Source organism: Rubrivirga sp. (assembly GCF_049648075.1).
GTDB lineage: Bacteria > Bacteroidota > Rhodothermia > Rhodothermales > Rubricoccaceae > Rubrivirga.
Window position 1 is genome coordinate 1 of sequence record NZ_JBARYR010000479.1, and the last position, 2,496, is coordinate 2,496.

The 2,496-nt window shown below is 71.8% G+C and carries 3 protein-coding genes; all 3 read right to left on the reverse strand.

The genetic code is table 11. From position 1 onward, the window contains the following. Window positions 1-365, reverse strand: a 365-nt coding sequence (locus WBA11_RS13575; protein WP_424521209.1) for a hypothetical protein, incomplete at its 3' end; no start/stop codon positions are given. 92 nt (window positions 366-457) lie between these two features. Beyond that, entirely contained in the window at window positions 458-1,330 is an 873-nt protein-coding gene (locus WBA11_RS13580) for a hypothetical protein (protein ID WP_424521210.1), read from the reverse strand. Next, on the reverse strand, window positions 1,327-2,496 hold a 1,170-nt coding region (gene purD, locus WBA11_RS13585; RefSeq protein ID WP_424521211.1), incomplete at its 5' end, for a phosphoribosylamine--glycine ligase. The genes purD and WBA11_RS13580, both read right to left, overlap by 4 nt.

A 2,496-nucleotide genomic window follows, 5' to 3' on the forward strand; every position in this document is an offset into this window, starting at 1 on the left:
GCCCCCGTCGTGTCCGGCGCGTAGAGGGCGCGCAGCGAGTCGACCGATGGGATGCGCGCGCGGACCGGGCCGATGACGGGCGCGGGCCGGTACGCGATGGCGAAAAAGCGGACCGTGTCGGCGGCGACCTCGAGGACGAGGCGACCCGTGCCGTCTAACGTGTAGCCCGAGGTCACGACTTGAAACGCCCTGTCGCGGAACACCTCGAGGGTCTCGGTTCCGGGAATCGGCCGGGCCTCCAGGCTCGCGGTCGTCTGTCTCGGCGCGAGCGCGAACGTGTCCCGCCTCAGCCCGTCGATCCCCACCTGCGCGGAGGCGGGGATCGCGCAGGCGAGCACGGCGAAGACAGCGAGACGGACCCTCATCGGCGGTGCCGAGTGGCGAAGCGGACGGGGGAACGAAGGTCGGGCGGTCTCGGGTGTGGGGAGGCCGAACCTACCAGCGCTCGCCGGGCGGTTCAATCCAACTGGGAGTCCCTCAGCGTCAGGTCGGTCTCCACCACCCCGCTTGGCGTGAGGACGACCACTCGCCCTCCGACCTCGAGGGCGCCACGGATCATTCCGACGAGCGGCTGGAAGGGGTTAGAGTCGATGACGGCTCCTCTCAAGCGACCGACACCGCGCTCGGCTCCAACCACGACGCCTCCTCCGGACACACTCACGCTGGCCAATGGCCCGACACCCGTGACCTCGAGGGCGTCGCCGGCCGATCCGAACGCGTCGAACGGCTGGACCACGTCGCGACCTCGGTCCACGACCCACAGCGTCCCGTCATCACCGAGCGCGAGATCGACCGGGTCGACCAACAGACCGGCGCCGAGCACGCGCTGCACGTCGCCCTCGGATGACATTTGGAGGACGTGGCGTCGGCCGCCATCGAGGACGAACAAGACGCCGTCGGGCGCCGCGGCGACGGCGAGAGGTTGCCCTCGGTTGCCGTCCCGGACCGCGCCGGCCGTCTGCCGCACCGGCCGCGTCGGGTCGACGTCCGGCACGACGACCTCGAGGGCGAGCCGGAACTCGTCGGTGAACTGCAAGACGGTGCCCGCGGCGCGGTCGGCGACAAAGATGGCGAGGCCGTTCGTCGGGTCGACGTCGACGGGGTCGAGGAACGCGCCCTCCCCTGTTCCAACGCCCCCGAGCCGAGCGTCCTCGAAACCGCCTCGAAGGACGACGACCGCTGCGGCTCCGCCGTCCACGACCCACAAGCGCCCGTCCGGCGTGGCGGCGAAGGCAACGGCGTCCTCGAACGTACCGGGTGCCGGCAGGGCGCCGCTGCACCCGACGCCGAGAGCGGCAATGAGCCAAAGCGCCCTCGAGGACGACCTCACGACCGGTCCCGCTGCAACCCTTTCTGGCCGATGTCTCGGCGCATCGTCTTGCCCTCGAACGCGACAGCGTCGGCACCGGCGTAAGCGGCCTCGAGGGCGGCCTCGAGGGTGGCGCCGGTCCCTGTGACGCCCAGCACGCGCCCACCGGACGTGACCACGTTGCCCTCGTCAGACCGCGCGGTCCCGGCGTGGTAGACCGTCGCGTGCTCGGCCGCGTCCCCGAGCCCGCGGATCAGCCGACCCTTCGGGTACGAGCCGGGGTAGCCCTCGGACGCCAGGACGACGCACGCCGCGGCCCCGTCGGAGATCACGACCTCGAGGTCGGCGACGCGGTCGTGGGCGACGGCGTGGAACAGGTCGAGCGGGTCGGACTCGACGAGCGGGAGCAGGACCTGGGCCTCGGGATCACCGAAGCGGCAGTTGAACTCGACCACGGACGGCGCGCCGCTCGCGTCGATCATCAGGCCGACGTACAGGATGCCGCGGTACGGATGGCCCTCCTTCGCCATTCCCTCGAGGACGGGCCGGACCACCTCGGCCTCGACGCGCTCCAAGACGGCCGGCGTCACAACGGGTGCCGGCGCGTAGGCGCCCATGCCGCCGGTGTTCGGACCGGTGTCGCCCTCCCCGATTCGCTTGTGGTCCTGGGCCGCCGGGAGCAACACGTAGTCCGTGCCGTCGGTGACGACGAACAGGCTGGCCTCCTCGCCCTCGAGAAAGGACTCGACCAGGACCGTCGAGCCGGCGGCTCCGAACGCGCCGTCCTCGAGCATATCGGCCAGGGCGTCACGGGCCTGCTCTCGCGTCTCGGCCACTACGACGCCTTTGCCGGCCGCCAGCCCGTCGGCCTTGAGGACGACGGGGAGGTCGTGCCCCTCGACGTAGCTCCGAGCCTCCTCGACGGCGCCCAGCCCGAACGTCCGGCTCCCCGCCGTCGGCACGTTGTGGCGCGACATGACGTCCTTGGCGAACGCCTTAGACCCCTCGAGCTGCGCCGCCGCCTTGGACGGGCCGACAACGGGGATGCCGACCTCGACGAGACGGTCCGCGAGCCCCGCGACGAGAGGAACCTCCGGTCCGACGATCACCAGGTCGGCGCCACGTTCCTGGGCAAGGGCGACGAGCCCCTCGAGGTCGTCCGCTGGGACGGCCGCGTTCTCGGCGGG